Raw genomic sequence first — 16,887 nt, 5'->3', positions numbered from 1 at the left:
CGAGAAACGTCCCTGGCACAACGTTACCACGATGTCTCGCATTCGATGCAGTCCGATTCGGCCAGAACAGCCGCAGCGCCCCGATCCGCGTCCGTCCTGCAGGGGCTCCAGAGCTTCGCGGACGAGGTCTGCGGCACATTTGCGCGCCTGTTCGCCTATGTGGGGGCTCTGGCGCTGATCGCCATGCTCGGCGTGGCCGGCTGGAACCATCTCGACGGCGGCGATGACACGTCGCCCGGCCGCGTCGGCTGGACCTTGGCCGACGGCGCCGTGCCGGCGTTCTCGCTCCGTCTCACCGACCAGCCCGACAGGACCGCCACCTACACCGTGCTCATCCACCCCGAAGGCGGCCGCAAGGACGTGTTGCGCTGGGGCGACCCCGCCGATCGCCCCGCTGCCGAGCTCGAGATCTACCGGTTCGGACCGGAGCGCGATGCAAGGCGTGATCCCCAGGCCGATCTGGCGATCCGGATGGGGCGCAACTCCGCCTCCGAGCTCGAGACCGCCGGCGTGATCGACAGCCGGTTCGGCCCCGTCAGTCTGGTTCGCCGGGCTGGGGCTCCCGAGGGCGCCGGAGCCTGCCTCGGCTTTCTCAAGACCATCGCCGAGCCGAGCTTGCGGATCTCCGGCTGGTCGTGCCAGGGCGTGACGATGCCGGCGCGCCGCGCCATGGTCGGCTGCATGCTCAACCGGCTGACCCTGCTGGCGCCCGACCAGAACCGGGCCCTGAGCCAGCTTTTCATGGGGACCGATCAGCGGCGCGGCGGCTGCGACGAACCCGCCATCGCCAGCGGCAGCGGCGATTGGGTGACTTCGACCGCCAATCCGAGGCTGCGCGGCGCCTTGTGAATGTCTGCCTGCGTCCGGATGTTGCTGGGCGTGACGCATCCTATTCGACCCGTCAAACCCACGGGCAAGTGACGGATATTGATGCAACTTTCCCGCCACAGCAGGGATTTATCTTGCCCCTCGCCGCGGGAATGACCTTGTGATGCCACAGCCGACCCAGATATTGTGCGGGCCAAATCATGCGCATGGCGAGCGCCCGCCCCTTTTGGCGCGAGGAAGAGGACGTGATGATCGAATTTCCTGCTGCGACCCGGGTCATGGCCTTGGCGGTGATCGCCGCGACGGGCCTTGCCGTCACGTCTCTTGCCGCCACCTCGGCGGATGCCGCCACCACCAAGCGCCGTGCCGTTGCCGTCACCAACAACGGCAATCCGAACTATTCCTACCAGTCCGGCCCGCGCACCCGCATCTACATCACCCGCCGCTCGTTCCTCGACGGCGGCACCGAGGTGCTTCCGGGCGACCGCAAGTTCTCGGACTATGCGTTCCCGCCGGCTGTCGGCTACCCGTCGTTCGCGCGCGAGAATCTGAACCGGCCGATCGACCGCCAGCCGCTGATGGCGCCGTCCGATCTCGGCGGCTATCCGACCCGGATTCCGATCCCCTACTGAGGGCGGCCGCATCGTCAGATCATCAAGGCCGGGCCCCGCCCGGCCTTTTGCTGTTTTGCCGCGCTGACGTTCCATCGCGTCGTCATCGATCATGAGCTGGTCACTGCTCGATTTCGAACGTGTGAGACGACCGTTCGGAGACATGGCTGACACATCGCTACACGCCGATGGAGGCCAGCCTGCTCCCACCCCTCAGTGTCATCCCGGCGAACGCCGGGATCCATAACCACCGGCCGGCATGACCGCCCGGTCTCATCGCTCCAGCGTGCCTCACACCCATGTCGGGGAGTCTGGGTCCCGTCGTTCGCCGGGACGACACCGGAATTTTCGGCACGACTGGTCATCCTCGCACCCGCTTTCGCGTCCGAGTCTTTGCTCGTCTGATCGCCCTCTCCTTGCAGAGGGCGCAGGGAAGGCCGGGCCTCGGCTGAGGCCCGTGGCCCCCGTGCGGGAAAAATGCACGGGGCAGGAACCACAGGTACAGTCGGACCGACCCGGCCTTCCCCGCGCGATGGTCTTCACGCTTACTCTACGCTCTCCCCGGTGTCCGGCCTGTTAGCCACCGTTGTCGTCGGGATCATCGCCCTTCCGACTTGGCGCCAGCATCGGGGCGCCAGGACCACGCAGCTTCACGTCCGCAAGAGCCTCGTTCGTCCGCATGCCCCTAGGACATGCTGCGAGCCCTCGCGGCCACCGCATTCCCGCCTCGCGCCTCGTGACGATCGCGAAACGCCCCTCGCAAGCGAAGCGGGATGGAGGGAGAAGACCATGGATTCTGGAAAAACGAAAGTGAAATTTTTGACGGAGTCCGACTGATCAAGCGGACGAGATTGAAATCGCGGGCGAAAAAAGTTCTTCGCCGCGAAGGGAATAGAGCAACGGGACGACTGGCAACCTCCGTCAATCGCATCGATCGCACCCGAGAGCTGATCCGATTTGCCCGACGGGCAGTCGCGACAAGCAGGCGTCCGAGTGGGTTGCTCCGTCATGCCCGAGCTTGTCCCGGGCATCCACGTCCTTCCCGGGATGCCTCGCGATGTGGATGGCCGGGACGGGCCCGGCCATGACGACGCGGAGATGGACCGCGACAAACTCAGATCATCATATGCGATCGCCCGGCCCGACCTCGCACCGGTCTCAATCGTACAGCACAGCCGCGATCTTCGGATCGGTGATGTTGGACTTGTCATACCAGTAGAAGCCGGTGTCGGTGACCTTCGGCAGCTTCTCGCCCTTTAACGCCTTGACCGCCGACTCCACTGTGCAGCTGCCGATGCCGATCGGATTTTGCGTGATCGCGCCCGCCATCTCGCCCGAGGTGATCGCCGCCTTCTGCTGCTTGCCGGAATCGTAGCCGATCACGACGATCTTCTTCTTCATCTCCTTGACGCCGTTCAGCACGCCGATCGCGGAGCCCTCGTTGGCGCCGAAGATGCCCTTGAGGTTCGGATTGGCCTGCAGGATCGACTTGGTGATCTCGGTCGACTTCAGCTGATCGCCGCCGCCATACTGCACGCTGACGATCTTGATGTTCGGATGCTTGTCCTTGATGCGCTTCAGGAAGCCGTCGCGACGGTCGATGCCGGTGCGGCTGGTCTGGTCGTGCACGACCACAGCGACGTCGCCGGAATCCCCGATCATGTCCGCCATCTTGTCGGCGGCGAGGCCGGCCGCGGCGAGGTTGTCGGTCGTGCAGGTCGTCAACGGAATGTCGCTGTCGACGCCGGAGTCGAAGGCGATCACCGGGATCTTGCCCGCATCTGCCTTCTTCAGCAGCGGAATCGCTGCCTTGGAATCGAGCGCGGCGAAGCCGATCGCCTGCGGCTTCTTGGCGAGCGCCGCCGAGAGCATGTCGATCTGCTTGTCGACCATGGCCTCGGTCTCGGGCCCCTCGAAGGTGATCTTGACGTTGGCGGCCTTCGCGGCCTGCTCGGCGCCGAGCTTCACGGCCTGCCAGAACTGGTGCTGGAAGCCCTTGGAGACGAGGGGGATGTAGACATCGTCGGCGCGCGCGCCTGCGGACACGCCCGTGGTCATGACGGCGCCGAGCGCGACGCCGAGGAGATGCTTCTTCATCATGGGTGTTCCTCCATTCAGTCTGGTGATTGTCGTTTTGACGATGGTCTCGTTGCCATTGCCGCTGCGCGCGGCGCTGGTCGTTCGGCTCGAACTCGGGGCGATGGTGGTCCGCTGGATCTCCTTTGAGGATCAGCCGCGGTTTCGGCGCAGCATGTCGGCGTAGACGGCGAGAATGATGATGATGCCGGTGACGACGAACTGCCATTCCTGGGCCACCGACAGGATTCGCAGCCCGTTGGTCAGCACGCTCATGATGAAGGCGCCGATGATGGTGCCGAGAATGGTGCCGGTACCGCCGCTCAGCGACGTCCCGCCGATGACGACGGCGGCGATCGCATCGAGCTCATAGCCCTGGCCGAGTGCCGGCTGCGCGGAGTTGATGCGCGAGGCGAGCAGTAGCCCGGCCACGCCGCAGATGGCGCCGCCGAGGCCATAGATGACGATCTTCCAGCGGTCGACATTGACGCCGGACAGCCGCACCGCCTCCTCGTTGCTGCCGATCGCGAACGTGTAGCGGCCGAGCGCGGTGCGGTTGAGAACGACGGCCGCCAGCACCGCCATCACGAACAGGATCAGGGCCGCGTTGGGAATCGGCAGGGCAGGAACGACAGTGCCGAGCAGCGAGTCCTGCGAGATCATCGAGAAATTCTCGGTGTTGCTGAAATAGATCGGCTTGCTGCCGGAGACGACCAGCGCCAGCCCCTTCAGCACCAGCATCATGCCGAGCGTCGCGATGAACGGCGGCACCTTCATCTTGGTGATGACCGTGCCCGACACGGCGCCTGACAGCGCGCCGGTGGCGATGGCCGCGACGATGCCCGTCCACATCGGCAGCTCCCAATAGGTCAGGAACACACCCGCCATCACGGCGCAGAAGGTCATCAGCGTGCCGACCGACAAGTCGATGCCGGCGGTGATGATCACGAAGGTCGAGGCGATCGCCAGCACGCCGTTGACCGCGGTCGCCTGCAGGATGTTGATCATGTTGTCGGTCTGCATGAAGGCCGGCGAGGCGAAGCTGAAATAGACCAGCAGCAGCACCAGGCTCGCGAAGGCCAGCAGCTTCTGCAGCGCCGCAGGTCCGAGCAGCCGGCGCCGCAGCGCGGCCATCGCACCGGACCCGGGCGCCGCGAGACTGTCCTTGTGGTCCTTGACCAATGCCGGGTCGCTCATGCCGTCAGCCTGCCTTCATGGTTTCGCGCTGCGTGGCCAGCTGCATGATCCGCTCCTGCGTGGCCTCGTCCGGCGACAGCTCGCCGGTGATGCGGCCCTCGCACATCACGACGATGCGATCGCTCATCCTGATCACCTCGGGAAGCTCCGACGAGATCATCACAATCGCCTTGCCCTGGTCGGCCAGCGAGCGGAGCAGGCGGTAGATCTCGTTCTTGGCGCCGATGTCGATGCCGCGGGTCGGCTCGTCGAAGAACAGGATGTTGCAATCACGATCGAGCCATTTGGCGATCACGATCTTCTGCTGGTTGCCGCCGGAAAGCAGGCGAACCTGCTGCGACACCGAAGGCGTGCGGATGTTCAGCATCCGGATGAAGCGGCCAGCGGTGTCGCGGATCGCGCGCTTCCTGAGCACGAACTTCATTGCAAGGTAGTTCGCGAGGTTCGACATCACGACGTTGGATTCGACGTCCATGCCGGTGGCGAGGCCGAAGCGCTTGCGGTCCTCGGAGAGATAGCCGATGCCGTGGGCGACCGCATGCGCCGGCGAGCGGATCGTCACCTTGCGATTGTCGACGAGAATATCCCCGGACGGAACGGCGTCGGCGCCGAAGATCGCGCGCGCGACCTCGGTGCGGCCGGCGCCCATCAGTCCAGCAAAGCCGAGGATTTCGCCCTTGCGCAAGGTGAAGCTGACGTCGCGGACCAGCGGCCCGCAATTCAGCCTGCGCACCTCGAGCGCGATCTCGCCGGCCGGCGCCGTGCCCGCCACGCGCGCATCGCTCAGGCTGCGCCCGACCATCATGCCGATGATGGTCTCGATCGTGGTGCTCTCGGCCGGCACCGTCGCGACATACTCGCCGTCGCGCAGCACGGTGACGCGATCGGCGATCTGCTTCAGCTCGTCCATCTTGTGGGAGATGTAGACGATGCCGACGCCGCGTGCCTTCAAGGCGCGGATCATCTTGAACAGCTCGGCGATCTCGCGATTGTTCAGCGCGGCGGTCGGCTCGTCCATGATCAGGACGCGCGAGTTGAAGGACAGCGCCTTGGCGATCTCCACCATCTGCTGCCTGGCCACCGTCAGCCCGCCGACTGTCGTGCGCGGGTCGATCGACAGATTGAGCTGGGCAAGCAGCTCGGCCGCCTGCCGGTTGAGCCTGTCCTCATCGAGCAGCAGCCCGAACGCCTTCATCGGCTCGCGCCCGATGAAGATGTTCTGCGCCACCGTGAGGTGGTTCATCAGCTGCAGCTCCTGATGAATGATCCCGATGCCGGCGGCCTGCGCCTCGCGCGGTCCTGGAAAATCGACGCTGGCGCCGTCGTAGATGATCTCGCCGGAGTCCTTGCGGTAGACGCCGGCGAGGATCTTCATCAAGGTCGACTTGCCGGCGCCGTTCTCGCCCATCACGGCATGGACCGCGCCTGCGCGCAGCTCGAACCTGATATTGTGCAGCGCCCGGACGCCGGGGAAGCTCTTGCACAGGCCGTGAACGGAGATGAGCGGCGCGCTCATGCGTCAGCGCATGTGGTGAGGGAGGTCGCGTACAATCGCCACGGGGCGATGGTCGCGACATTGGCGGCGACACCATGCACGGCGAGCGACATATCGCATCGCAAGCGCGATCACATTCATCCTCCCCGGCCTTCGCACGCATCATGTCGAACGCGTACGAGACCGCGTCCATTCAATGGCGCGGCGTTGTGGTCAGGCTATTCATCCGGGGATGAAAGTCTATAGGTAAAATCGACAGGCCTTGCGATGCGCATGCAGGACGCGACCGCGGAATAGCGACGACGCGCCCGGTGGCGAGATCGAACACGTCGTGCGTTGGATTTGCGCGATCTCGACAACGACGGTGAGCCCCCCTCCCCCTTGCGGGGAGGGGTCGGGGGTGGGGGTCCCCGGGCGATGCTTGATGTGATGAGTTCGGGTCGAGACGTGCAACGACGAAAAGTAATCGTCGGGGCAGGTGAGACGGTGCCTCAAGCGGGTGTCACTGGGTGGGGACCCCCACCCCCAACCCCTCCCCGCAAGGGGGAGGGGAGTGCACCTTCGGCGCGGCGGAACCTCGGCTCCGCCTACGCCGTGAGCTTCTCCAGCTCCTTGATGATCGCCTCGCCCATCTGCGTGGTCGACGCCGGCGTCGAGCCTTCCGCCTTGATGTCGGCGGTGCGCAGGCCTGACGCCAGCACGGCGGCGATGGCGGCGTCGAGCTTGTCGGCGAGCGCGCCCATGTCGAAGGAGTAGCGCAGCGCCATGCCGAACGACGTCAGCATCGCGATCGGGTTGGCGAGACCCTTGCCGGCAATGTCCGGCGCCGAGCCGTGCACCGGCTCGTACAGCGCGCGGCGCTTGTGGGTCTTGGCGTCGACCTCGCCGAGCGAAGCCGACGGCAGCATGCCGAGCGAGCCGGTCAGCATCGCCGCGATGTCCGACAGCATGTCGCCGAACAGATTGTCGGTGACGATGACGTCGAACATCTTCGGATATTTCACCAGGTTCATGCCGCCGGAATCGGCGAGCTGATGCTCGAGCGTGACGTCCTTGTATTCGCGGTTGTGAACCGCGGTGACGACCTCGTTCCAGAGCACGCCCGACTTCATGACGTTGCGCTTCTCCATCGACGTCACCTTGTTGCGGCGCTTGCGCGCGAGGTCGAAGGCCACGCGGGCGATGCGCTCGATCTCATAGGTGTCGTAGACCTGGGTATCGACGGCGCGCTTCTGGCCGTTGCCGAGATCGGTGATGGTCTTGGGCTCGCCGAAATACACGCCGCCGGTCAGCTCGCGCACGATCATGATGTCGAGCCCCTCGACGATCTCGCGCTTCAGGCTGGAGGCATCGGCGAGCGCCGGGTAGCACACGGCGGGGCGCAGATTGGCGAACAGGCCGAGATCCTTGCGCAGGCGCAAGAGGCCCGCCTCGGGGCGGACCTCGTAGGGAACGCCATCCCATTTCGGGCCGCCGACGGCGCCGAAGATGATGGCGTCGGCCGCCTTGGCCTTGTCCATGTCGGCTTCCGAGATCGAGGCGCCATGGGCGTCATAGGCCGCGCCGCCGACCAGCCCGTCCTCGGTCTCGAACGAGGCGAGCCCCTTGGCGTTGAGCCAGCCGATCAGCCGCTTCACCTCCGCCATCACTTCGGGGCCGATGCCGTCGCCGGGCAGCAAAAGGAGCTTCTGGGTCGCCATGGTCGTTGTCCTCGCGGGGCTTGTCATGCCCGGGCGTTGCGCGGGCATCCAGCATTCCTGGCCGGATTGCCGGCCAAACCGGCAATGACGGGAACGAAAATCCGCGCGGAGTGCTAAAGCCCTCCTGCACGGTTGGCAAGCCACCATTGCCGCCGCACGTCTTCTGGACCGGCGCGCCGAGCTGCTATGTTCTCCAGGATCGCCGCTAGAGAGCATGGACTGCCGGACGATCGCTGCGCCGGAGCATGTCTTGCTGAATCCCACGCCCGATCCGCCTCCGGCCCATCCGGCGCGGCTCAACCTGACGCTCTCGCTCGGCCCCATCGTCGGCCTCGGCATCGGCCGCTTCGCCTATGCGCTGGTGCTGCCGGACATGCGCGACTCGCTGCACTGGTCGTACTCGGCCGCGGGTTTCATGAACACCGTGAACGCCGCCGGCTATCTGATCGGCGCGCTGATCGCGTCGCGTCTGATCGGCCGAACCGGCGCACCGGCGACGGTGCGTGGCGGAACCCTGGCGGCGCTGGCCTCGCTCGCGGTCTGCGCCCTGACAGGCGACTTCGTCTCGCTCAGCTTGGCGCGGCTGATCACCGGCATCGGCGCGGGCGTCGCCTTCGTCGCGGGCGGCACGCTGGCGGCGCGGATCGCGCAATCGCGGCCGGCCCAGGCGAGCTTCATCCTCAGCCTGTTCTATGCCGGACCGCCGCTCGGCATCGTCGCCTCCGGCCTGGTGGCGCCGTTCGTGCTGCAGGCGTTCGGGCCTGGCTCGTGGTGGATCGTCTGGCTGGCGCTGACCGCGCTTGGCTGCGTGCTGATCCTGCCGCTGCTGCTGACGCCGATCCCGGCGATGGCGGCCGTGCCCGGCGGCAGCGCGGGTCCGGTCTCGCTGCGGCCGATGGCGATCTATCTGTTCGGCTACTTCCTCTATGGCGCCGGCTACATCGCCTATCTCACCTTCATGATCGCCTATGTCCGCGACCTCGGCGGCGGCGCCGCCGCCCAGTCCGCGTTCTGGTGCCTGATCGGGCTGGCCGGCTTCACCACGCCGTGGGTGTGGCGCCGCGTGCTGGCGCTGGATCGCGGCGGTATGCCGGCCGCGATCATCCTCACCATCAACGCCATCGGCGCCGCGCTGCCGGCGCTCAGCCATTCGCCAGCCATGCTGGCGCTGTCGGCCGCGATCTTCGGCGTCGCCTTCTCCACCGTCACCACGGCAACCACCGCGTTCGTGCGCTTCAACCTGCCGCAGGCGGCGTGGTCGCGCGCGATCGCGGCCCTGACCATCGTGTTCGGCATCGGCCAGACGCTGGGTCCATTCGTGGTCGGGGCGATTACCGATGCGATGGGAAGCCTGACTTATGCGCTGAATGTATCGGCGGCCTTGTTGCTGTTGGGTGCTGTGATGGCGGCGATGCAGGGGAAGTTGAAAGCCGCCGATCGAGCCTAACAAATGGTGTCGTCCCGGCGAACGCCGGGACCCATACCGCGGAAGCCATCGAGGGACGTGGCTGCCAGTTGCCCGCGTCATCACCGCCGGTGGCTATGGGTCCCGGCTCAAGGCCGGGACGACAGCGGAGGATGTGGCGGCGATCGCGGCTCTATCGATCGACGTCTTCAGCTCCCGCTGAACGAATTGTACCCCTGATCCTCCCAATAGCCGCCCTTGTAGTCGTTGGTGATTTCCATCGCGACGACGTATTTCGGGTTCTTGAAGCCGAGCTTGGTGGGGACGCGGATCTTCATCGGGTAGCCGTAGGCGCGCGGCAGGATCTGGTCGGCGAACTTGAAGGTCATCTGGGTCTGCGGATGCAGCGCGGTGCGCATGTCCAGAGGCGAGTTGTAGCCGTCCTTGTCGGCGCAGTTGAACCAGACATATTTCGCGCGGGTGTCCGCGCCGATCAGCTTGAGGAAATCGCGCAGCGGCGTGCCGGTCCAGGAGCCGATCGCGCTCCAGCCCTCGACGCAGATGTGGCGCGTCACTTGCGTCACCTGCGGCAGCGCGTGCAGCTCGTCGAGCGTCCATGATTTCTTGTTGTCGACGAGTCCGCGCACCTCGAGCTTCCAATCGGCGGCATCGATCTCCGGCGCCTCGTCCAGCGTGTAGTAGGCGTTGAACGGGAACGGCTTGGTGATCGCGCTCTCCGGGAAGGTCGGTGCCAGCGCGTCCGGATTGAACATCCAGGCCTGCACCGCGTCGTTGAACTTCGAGACCTTCTTGAGCAGCTCCTCGGCGGTGTCGCCGTCGACGACGTCGCAGCCGGCGAGCAAGGTCAGCGCGCCGAGGCTGGCGCCGCCGGTGATGAAGCGGCGCCGCGTGAGATCGGGCATCACCTTCAGCGAGTCCTTGATCAGGAGCCGCTTGTCGACGCCGGGAATGAGGAACGGACGTTTCGCCATGGCTGTCTCTCCTCTCAGCGGCCGATGATCATCGTGCGCAGGCTCTTCGGCACCAGCAGCGCGAGCAGGATATGGATCACCAGGAAAGCGCAGATCAGCGCCATGCAGACGAAATGGACGTAGCGCGCCGCCGGATAGTCGCCGAACAGGCTCACCAGCCAGTGCAGCTGCACCGGCTTCCACATCGACAGGCCTGTGAGCACGACGACGATGCCCACGCAGATGATGCCGAGATAGAGCAGCTTCTGCACCGCGTTGTAGACGGTGAGGTCGTCATGGGCGAGCTTGAAGGTCAGCGCGGCCCTGAGGTCGGCGACGACGGACGCCGGCGAGATCGGCAGCAGCTTGCGGCGGAACCGGCCGGTGGCGAGACCGGTGACGAGATAGGCAAGGCCGTTCAGCATCAGCAGCCACATCGCCGCGAAGTGCCACAGCAGCGCGCCGCCGAGCCAGCCGCCGAGCGTGAAGTTGCGGTCGAAGCGGAAGTCGAACAGCGGCGAGGCGTTGTAGATCTGCCAGCCCGACATGATCATCATGATCATCGCGACGGCGTTGATCCAATGCATGACGCGCACCCAGGCCGGCTGAATGACTTTGGTCGCGACTGCGGTTGCAGGCCCCTCGGTCGCCGCGAGGGTCGAGGGGGCGCTGGTGGTGGCGCTCGTCATGGCGGTCGGCTCCGTCGCTTGCATTTACGTCGCTTGCATTCGTCACGCCAAGTATACGCCGGCTCGGCGGGCTCCGTTACACCCGCGGCGCCGATCAAAACGATACGCAGAATCGATCGCGTTCACAAAAAAGCGAGCCGGGGGTGGCCCGGCTCGCTCCTGGTCACATCCGCGAGGAGGAGGAAGAAACGGATGTGTCCGGTGTCGCGCCGGGCCTCACGACGCCGGCATCAGCACGGTGTCGACCACGTGGATGACGCCGTTCGACTGGTTGACGTTCGGGATCGTCACCATCGAAGTGCCGCCCTTGGCGTCGACGATCATGACGTTCCTGCCCTCGCGCTTGACGGTGAGCTGCTCCCCCTCGACCGTCTTCAGCATCTGGCCGTCCTTCAGGTCGGACGCCTCGAGCTTGCCGGGCACGACGTGGTAGGTGAGGATCTTGGTCAGCGTCGCCTTGTTCTCCGGCTTGACGAGGCTGTCGACGGTGCCGGCCGGCAGCTTGCCGAAGGCGGTGTTGGTCGGCGCGAACACCGTGAACGGTCCCTTGCCTTCCAGGGTCGGCACCAGGCCGGCGGCCTTCACCGCGGCGACCAGCGTCGTATGATCCTTCGAGTTGACCGCGTTCTGCACGATGTTCTTCGACGGATACATCGCCGCGCCTCCGACCATCACGGTCTTCTCCTCGGCGCTGGCGGGCGCGACGAAGATCGAGGTCAGCGACAGCGCGCTGAAGGCGGCGGCAGCGAGAAAGGCAATGCGCTTGGACATGGGTAGCTCCCTAATGAAGACGGCGGCAGAGCCGCACGATGAGTTCGACTGCGACATCGATGCGTTGGAGAGCGCTGTTGCTCTCGCGTCGTGTCGAGCCGAGCTACGGACGCTTTTGGAAGCTGGTTTCGGCGAATAACTTAACGTGATCCGTGAAACCTCAGGGCATCGAGATCGTCTCGCCGACTCATTGAACGAGATCCGCGCCGCAATGTCGCAGCCTGCTGCGAACTGATCAGCTCTCTGTCGGTCATTGGCCGATGCCGATGACCGATCATCGTCGTCATTAACTACAATGCGAGCCGAGCCCGGCCGAACCTGCCGAAAACATTGCGAGTAAGACTTTCTTAAGGTTGATTGGTCGGCACGGCGCCGGCTGCGGGAAGGGGATGTCCCGCACTGTCCGGCGCGATCGGCGGGGGTTTCCTACAGTGAACAGAACGATCTGGATTGCGGGGTTCTGCCTCGTGATAATCTGCTGCTTGCTTGCAACGAAGATGGTGCTTGCCGCGGTATCGCCCGGCGACATCGCGGGCGAAGCGACGTCGTCGCTGATCCGCGAGCCGATTCCCGGCGTTGATACATTGAACGAGTCCGATCGCAGTTTCGAATCACCGCCGCTCGATCTCAACGAAGGCGCGCGCCTGCCGCTGCTCTCGAGGGCCGTGCGCGCGGAGGGACGTGGTGCGACGGCTGCCCGCCGTGCCAAGCCGGCCAGCAAGTCGACCGTGCTGCGGCCGGCCAGGCGCGAGGCCGCGACGGTGAAGAGTGCGGCGGTGCCGTGCCGGCAGCTCGATCCGATCGCCCGCTTCCTTGCGTCGGCCAAGATCGGGGCGCGCTGCCAGGCTTGATCGTTAGCTGTGTCAGGCCGAGACGGCCGTCACCACTTGCGCCAGCAATTGCTCGCGCCGCGTCTGCGAGCGCTGGCCCTTCATGGTGGCGGCGAAGCGTTCGAGAATGCCGTCCTCGAACGCCGTGACGATGGTGTCGTGCACATAGCTGCGGCGGCAGATCGCCGGCGTGTTGGTGAGCTCGTCGGCGGCGGCGCGGATCGCTTCCAGGATCTGCTTCTTGCGGCCGCGCGCGCTCGGCGCCGGCGTGATCCGCGACAAGGTCTCCAGCGCGACGGCGGAGGCCATCAGCGTGCGGAAATCCTTCAGCGAGATCTTGATGCCAGCGATCTCGCGCAGGAAGGCGTTGACCTGTGTGGTCGAGACCGCACGCACGACGCCCTGCGCGTCGCGATACTGGAACATGCGCCGGCCGGGCACGCCGCGCAGGATGCCGACGGCCCGCACCAACTTGGCGGCGTCGCATTCCTTGCGCACGGCCTTGCCGCCCTTGGCCTTGAAGGTGAGCACTAGGCTGTCGTCCTCGAGCGCGACGTTCGACTTCAAGAGCGTGGTGGCGCCGCGGGTGCCGTTCAGCCGCGCATAGGATTCGTTGCCGGGGCGGATTGCCGTGCGCGCGATCAGCTCGATGACAGCAGCGAGCGCGAACTCGCGCGTCGGCTCGTCGCCGGCGAGATGTTTCGACACCGCGCGACGGATGCGCGGCAGCGCGCCGACCAGCTTGGCGAGGCGATGCGCCTTGCGATGCTCGCGCACCTTCTCCCAGTCGGCGTGATAGCGGTATTGCAGCCGGCCGGCGGCGTCGACGCCGACCGCCTGCAGGTGCAGGCTCGGGTCGGGGGCGTAGCGCACCTCGCGATAGGCCGGCGGCACCGCCATGGCGTGCAGGCGGCGGATCGTGCCGGCGTGGCGGATCGGGGTGCCGTTGGCGCGGATGAAGGTGTAGCTCTTGCCGCGCTTGATGCGGCGGATGGTCAGCTCGGCCTGGTCACCGAGCTTCAGCCCGATGCGCTTGGCGAGCTCCTCGACCGAGGTCTTGGCATTGCCCTGGGCGTCGGCGGTCTTGGCGTGGGCCAGATCCTTCAAGGTCAGCTTGCGGCGCGGCGGCTTGGACGGCCACTGGCCCAGCGCTTTCGCGAGCGCGACCTCGGCGTCGGCCGGGCCGACCCGCGGGCTCTCGAAATTCTGCTGGTCCATCATTGCTTTAGACGCCCTGCCGTCGTGTTGATCCGCTCAATGCCCCGGAGTCCGGTTTGGTTCCGGCCCAGTTATCCACAGCTTCAAGGCGATTTAGGGCGTGATGGGCCGGATAGCGAGTCCCTAATTTTGGGCAAAGCGGTTTCAAAATACCGGGCAGCGACCCGATTCTGGGTAACCTTGATGCTGCTGATTGTCGCGACCTCTGCCGCGCGGCCGGCTGCCGCAACCTCCGCGCACAATTCTTTGATCCTGCGCAGACCGGGTCCCCGCCGAAGGTTCTACTTGTCTTGCCTTGTCGCCGCCGGTTACGCGGACGCATAGTGGGAACAACGACGGCCTGCGCTGGACCACGGCGGGCCGCATGTGGAGGGTGTGAAATGTCCGAGAAGATCTACGACGTTCCGGCCGAATGGGCGAAACGCGCCTTTGTCGACGACGCGAAGTACCAGGAGATGTACGCGCGCTCGATCAAGGATCCCAACGGCTTCTGGGCCGAGCAGGCCAGGCGCGTCGACTGGGTCAAGGCGCCGACGAAGATCGAGAACGTCTCCTTCGCCCCCGGCAACATCTCGATCAAATGGTTCGAGGACGGCGTCCTCAACGCCGCCTACAACTGCGTCGACCGTCACCTCGCCACCCGCGGCGACCAGACCGCAATCATCTGGGAGGGCGACGACCCCTCGCAATCCAAGCACATCACCTATCGCGAGCTGCACGACGAGGTGTGCAGGATGGCCAACATCCTGCGCAACCGCAACGTCAAGAAGGGCGATCGCGTCACCATCTATCTGCCGATGATTCCGGAAGCCGCCTATGCAATGCTGGCCTGCGCCCGCATCGGCGCCATCCACTCGGTGGTGTTCGCCGGGTTCTCGCCGGACTCGCTTGCCCAGCGCATCAAGGACTGCGATTCCAAGATCATCATCACCGCCGACGAGGGCCTGCGCGGCGGTCGCAAGGTGCCGCTCAAGGCCAATGTCGATGCCGCGCTGAACAAGGTCGACAATGTCGACTGGGTCGTCGTGGTCAAGCGCACCGGCGGCAAGGTCGAGATGAACCCGAGCCGCGACCTCTGGTACCACGAGGCCGCGGAGATGGTGACCACCGAATGCCCGTGCGAGCCGATGCATGCGGAGGATCCGCTGTTCATCCTCTACACCTCGGGCTCGACCGGCCAGCCCAAGGGCGTGCTGCACACCACCGGCGGCTATCTCGTCTACGCCGCGATGACGCATCAATACGTGTTCGACTATCACGACGGCGACGTCTACTGGTGCACCGCCGACGTCGGCTGGGTCACCGGCCACAGCTACATCCTCTATGGGCCGCTGGCCAATGGCGCTGTCACGCTGATGTTCGAAGGCGTGCCGAACTATCCGGACAATTCGCGGTTCTGGAACGTCATCGACAAGCACAAGGTCAACATCTTCTACACCGCGCCGACCGCGATCCGCGCCCTGATGCAGGGCGGCGACGCGCCGGTCAAAAAGACCTCGCGCGCGTCTCTGCGCCTGCTCGGCTCGGTCGGCGAGCCGATCAATCCGGAAGCCTGGGAGTGGTATCACCGCGTCGTCGGCGACGACCGCTGCCCGATCGTCGACACCTGGTGGCAGACCGAGACCGGCGGCATCCTGATCACGCCGCTGCCGGGCGCGACCAAATTGAAGCCGGGTTCGGCGACGCGGCCGTTCTTCGGCGTCGTGCCGGAGATCGTCGATGCCGACGGCAAGCCGCTGGAGGGCGCGACCGAAGGCAATCTCTGCCTCACTCGCTCCTGGCCGGGCCAGATGCGCACCGTCTATGGCGACCATGCCCGGTTCGAGATGACCTACTTCTCGACCTACAAGGGCAAGTACTTCACCGGCGACGGCTGCCGCCGCGACGCCGACGGCTACTATTGGATCACCGGCCGCGTCGACGACGTCATCAACGTCTCCGGCCACCGCATGGGCACCGCCGAGGTGGAGAGCGCGCTGGTCGCCCACGCCAAGGTCTCGGAAGCAGCCGTGGTCGGCTATCCCCACGACATCAAGGGCCAGGGCATCTACGCCTATGTCACCCTGATGGCCGGCGAGCAGCCGAGCGAGGAGTTGCGCAAGGAGCTCGTCGCCTGGGTGCGCAAGGAGATCGGCCCGATCGCCTCGCCCGACCAGATCCAGTTCGCCCCTGGCCTGCCCAAGACCCGCTCCGGCAAGATCATGCGCCGCATCCTGCGCAAGATTGCCGAGGACGAGCCGGGCGCACTGGGCGACACCTCGACCCTCGCCGATCCCGGCGTGGTCGACGACCTCGTGCAGCACCGTCAGAACCGCAAGGAGAAGCAGGCGTAGGCACGCCGTGCCCGGCGGGCGCGAGAGGCGCTCGCCGCATTCGTCAAGGCTCATCGCACTCCCGCGGCTGATTCCGCGGGAGTGTTGTTTTCAGGTCATTTACTTGCAGACGAAGTTTTTCTTTCCTCAAGCCATCCGCGTGCTCCCGGCCGGGGAGCAGGCGCCGCGGAACGGCCTGAGGGGATGGCAATGCGGACTGGGGCGGGCAGGCTGACAATGAAGGCGGCGATGGTGGCCGCGTCGGTGGTCGGAGCCATGGTCACGACGGCCGACTCTGCGTCGGCCCGTCCCGAGCTGGTCGCCATCGCCGGCGACTATTCGCCGGGCACGATCGTGGTGAGGACCGGCGAGCGGAAGCTCTATCTCGTGCTCGATGGCAGCCACGCCATGCGCTACACGGTCGGCGTCGGCAAGGCCGGCCGGCAATGGGCCGGCACCACCAAGATCGACGGCAAGTACAAATATCCGGCCTGGGCGCCGCCGGCCGACGTCAAGCGCGACAAGCCCAACATCCCCGACGTGATCCCCGGCGGCTCGCCGCAGAACCCGATGGGTGTCGCCGCCATGACGCTCGCCGGCGGCGAATATGCGATCCACGGCACCAACGTGCCGAACTCGGTCGGCGGCTACGTGTCCTACGGCTGCATCCGCATGCTCAACACCGACATCACCGATCTCTATGAGCGCGTATCGATCGGCACAACTGTGGTGGTCACGCGCTGAGTCACCGCTGCGATCCGGGAGCGCGGAGAACGCGGGACCG

At 65.8% G+C, this 16,887-nt stretch carries 14 protein-coding genes; 6 read left to right on the top strand and 8 right to left on the bottom strand.

The window, feature by feature from the left end:
- The first annotated feature begins 45 nt into the window (after positions 1-45).
- Positions 46-849 (top strand): hypothetical protein, encoded by an 804-nt coding sequence (locus QX135_RS02885; RefSeq protein ID WP_316178827.1) that lies wholly within the window; start codon positions 46-48, stop codon positions 847-849.
- 227 nt (positions 850-1,076) lie between these two features.
- Positions 1,077-1,460 (top strand): hypothetical protein, encoded by a 384-nt coding sequence (locus QX135_RS02880; RefSeq protein WP_315740669.1) that lies wholly within the window; start codon positions 1,077-1,079, stop codon positions 1,458-1,460.
- A 1,137-nt stretch (positions 1,461-2,597) separates the two neighbouring features.
- On the opposite strand, the gene QX135_RS02875 is transcribed toward QX135_RS02880, so the two are convergent.
- The 4 genes from QX135_RS02875 to leuB form a co-directional block, all read right to left on the bottom strand.
- Positions 2,598-3,539 carry an ABC transporter substrate-binding protein gene (locus QX135_RS02875; RefSeq protein WP_315770681.1) on the bottom strand — a complete coding sequence of 314 codons (942 nt, stop codon included), beginning with the start codon at positions 3,537-3,539 and terminating at the stop codon, positions 2,598-2,600.
- Positions 3,540-3,668: 129 nt separating this feature from the next.
- Entirely contained in the window at positions 3,669-4,712 is a 1,044-nt protein-coding gene (locus QX135_RS02870; protein WP_315770576.1) for an ABC transporter permease, read from the bottom strand.
- Positions 4,713-4,716: 4 nt separating this feature from the next.
- Positions 4,717-6,228 carry a sugar ABC transporter ATP-binding protein gene (locus tag QX135_RS02865; RefSeq protein WP_316178824.1) on the bottom strand — a complete coding sequence of 504 codons (1,512 nt, stop codon included), beginning with the start codon at positions 6,226-6,228 and terminating at the stop codon, positions 4,717-4,719.
- 566 nt (positions 6,229-6,794) lie between these two features.
- A complete protein-coding gene (gene leuB, locus QX135_RS02860; protein ID WP_315781700.1) occupies positions 6,795-7,907 on the bottom strand; it encodes a 3-isopropylmalate dehydrogenase in 1,113 nt (370 codons plus the stop codon).
- 214 nt (positions 7,908-8,121) lie between these two features.
- Here leuB and QX135_RS02855 point away from each other — a divergent pair, with 214 nt between their 5' ends.
- A complete protein-coding gene (locus tag QX135_RS02855) occupies positions 8,122-9,354 on the top strand; it encodes a YbfB/YjiJ family MFS transporter (protein WP_316178822.1) in 1,233 nt (410 codons plus the stop codon).
- Positions 9,355-9,521: 167 nt separating this feature from the next.
- On the opposite strand, the gene QX135_RS02850 is transcribed toward QX135_RS02855, so the two are convergent.
- The 3 genes from QX135_RS02850 to QX135_RS02840 all read right to left on the bottom strand — a co-directional run bounded on the left by QX135_RS02850 (position 9,522) and on the right by QX135_RS02840 (position 11,743).
- The gene (locus tag QX135_RS02850; protein ID WP_316178820.1) at positions 9,522-10,304 is read right to left on the bottom strand and encodes a molybdopterin-dependent oxidoreductase; all 783 of its coding nucleotides are present in this window, start codon (positions 10,302-10,304) and stop codon (positions 9,522-9,524) included.
- Positions 10,305-10,318: 14 nt separating this feature from the next.
- Complete coding sequence (locus tag QX135_RS02845; protein WP_316178818.1) at positions 10,319-10,972, bottom strand: cytochrome b/b6 domain-containing protein; 654 nt, start codon at positions 10,970-10,972, stop codon at positions 10,319-10,321.
- 216 nt (positions 10,973-11,188) lie between these two features.
- A complete protein-coding gene (locus tag QX135_RS02840; protein ID WP_315770585.1) occupies positions 11,189-11,743 on the bottom strand; it encodes a fasciclin domain-containing protein in 555 nt (184 codons plus the stop codon).
- 482 nt (positions 11,744-12,225) lie between these two features.
- Between QX135_RS02840 and QX135_RS02835 the strand changes: the two genes are divergently transcribed.
- Complete coding sequence (locus QX135_RS02835; protein WP_316178815.1) at positions 12,226-12,594, top strand: hypothetical protein; 369 nt, start codon at positions 12,226-12,228, stop codon at positions 12,592-12,594.
- 12 nt (positions 12,595-12,606) lie between these two features.
- On the opposite strand, the gene QX135_RS02830 is transcribed toward QX135_RS02835, so the two are convergent.
- On the bottom strand, positions 12,607-13,794 hold the full coding sequence (locus QX135_RS02830; protein WP_315770588.1) for a DNA topoisomerase IB: 1,188 nt from the start codon (positions 13,792-13,794) through the stop codon (positions 12,607-12,609).
- 377 nt (positions 13,795-14,171) lie between these two features.
- Here QX135_RS02830 and acs point away from each other — a divergent pair, with 377 nt between their 5' ends.
- Together acs and QX135_RS02820 are read left to right on the top strand one after the other, a co-directional pair.
- The gene (gene acs, locus QX135_RS02825; protein ID WP_316233942.1) at positions 14,172-16,124 is read left to right on the top strand and encodes an acetate--CoA ligase; all 1,953 of its coding nucleotides are present in this window, start codon (positions 14,172-14,174) and stop codon (positions 16,122-16,124) included.
- A gap of 216 nt (positions 16,125-16,340) precedes the next feature.
- On the top strand, positions 16,341-16,847 hold the full coding sequence (locus tag QX135_RS02820; RefSeq protein WP_409997711.1) for a L,D-transpeptidase: 507 nt from the start codon (positions 16,341-16,343) through the stop codon (positions 16,845-16,847).
- Positions 16,848-16,887 lie beyond the last annotated feature (40 nt).

This window comes from Bradyrhizobium sp. SZCCHNR1098, assembly GCF_032489375.1.
Classification (GTDB): Bacteria; Pseudomonadota; Alphaproteobacteria; order Rhizobiales; family Xanthobacteraceae; genus Bradyrhizobium.
The sequence above is the reverse complement of the archived record's forward strand: the minus strand, read 5'-3'. Positions and strand labels throughout refer to the sequence as shown.

Bases quoted from the DNA above. Each gene is read 5' to 3' on its own strand.
- QX135_RS02840 (WP_315770585.1), bottom strand. From the start codon at position 11,743: ATGTCCAAGCGCATTGCCTTTCTCGCTGCCGCCGCCTTCAGCGCGCTG.
- QX135_RS02880 (WP_315740669.1), top strand. From the start codon at position 1,077: ATGATCGAATTTCCTGCTGCGACCCGGGTCATGGCCTTGGCGGTGATC.
- QX135_RS02865 (WP_316178824.1), bottom strand. From the start codon at position 6,228: ATGAGCGCGCCGCTCATCTCCGTTCACGGCCTGTGCAAGAGCTTCCCC.
- QX135_RS02850 (WP_316178820.1), bottom strand. From the start codon at position 10,304: ATGGCGAAACGTCCGTTCCTCATTCCCGGCGTCGACAAGCGGCTCCTG.
- QX135_RS02875 (WP_315770681.1), bottom strand. From the start codon at position 3,539: ATGATGAAGAAGCATCTCCTCGGCGTCGCGCTCGGCGCCGTCATGACC.
- QX135_RS02885 (WP_316178827.1), top strand. From the start codon at position 46: ATGCAGTCCGATTCGGCCAGAACAGCCGCAGCGCCCCGATCCGCGTCC.
- leuB (WP_315781700.1), bottom strand. From the start codon at position 7,907: ATGGCGACCCAGAAGCTCCTTTTGCTGCCCGGCGACGGCATCGGCCCC.
- QX135_RS02830 (WP_315770588.1), bottom strand. From the start codon at position 13,794: ATGATGGACCAGCAGAATTTCGAGAGCCCGCGGGTCGGCCCGGCCGAC.
- acs (WP_316233942.1), top strand. From the start codon at position 14,172: ATGTCCGAGAAGATCTACGACGTTCCGGCCGAATGGGCGAAACGCGCC.
- QX135_RS02855 (WP_316178822.1), top strand. From the start codon at position 8,122: ATGGACTGCCGGACGATCGCTGCGCCGGAGCATGTCTTGCTGAATCCC.
- QX135_RS02870 (WP_315770576.1), bottom strand. From the start codon at position 4,712: ATGAGCGACCCGGCATTGGTCAAGGACCACAAGGACAGTCTCGCGGCG.
- QX135_RS02845 (WP_316178818.1), bottom strand. From the start codon at position 10,972: ATGACGAGCGCCACCACCAGCGCCCCCTCGACCCTCGCGGCGACCGAG.
- QX135_RS02820 (WP_409997711.1), top strand. From the start codon at position 16,341: ATGAAGGCGGCGATGGTGGCCGCGTCGGTGGTCGGAGCCATGGTCACG.